Below are 415 nucleotides of genomic sequence, written 5' to 3'. Positions count from 1 at the left end.
GGCCTGACCCCCGGAAAGTAGACACGTCGGGGGTTAGCTATGCTGCTCGGGTCAGTGTAGCTGATGTGAGTGCTTCGTAGTCATCGGGGGCTAGAAGATTGCACCAGGAGTGTCGTCTACGGGTGTTGTAGCGCATGCACCATCGGAAGACTTCTTGGCGGCAGCTGATGGGATTGTCAAAGACTTTCCGATCACGCAGAACTTCACGCTTTAGAGTGGCGTTAAACGATTCTGCCAGGGCATTATCGGCACTCGTTCCCACCGCTCCCATGGATTGGCGAACACCAAGCTTGGCGCAGTGGTCCCTAAATGCCTGTGAGGTGTACACACTGCCGTGATCAGAATGGAAAATTGCCCCTTTCAGGCTTCCGCGGACTTTTCTGGCATGAGATAAAGCTTCGATAACCAGCGATAC

The 415-nt window shown here is 54.0% G+C and carries 1 protein-coding gene; it reads right to left on the bottom strand.

Annotated elements, in window-relative coordinates:
- Positions 1-37: 37 nt before the first annotated feature.
- The coding region (locus tag QP999_RS13370) for an integrase core domain-containing protein (protein WP_284848469.1) at positions 38-415 on the bottom strand (378 nt) is incomplete at its 5' end.

Source organism: Corynebacterium sp. MSK004 (assembly GCF_030232515.1).
Taxonomy (GTDB): Bacteria; Actinomycetota; Actinomycetes; order Mycobacteriales; family Mycobacteriaceae; genus Corynebacterium; species Corynebacterium hesseae.
Note: the sequence above shows the minus strand (reverse complement) of the source record. Positions and strands in the feature narration are given on the sequence as shown.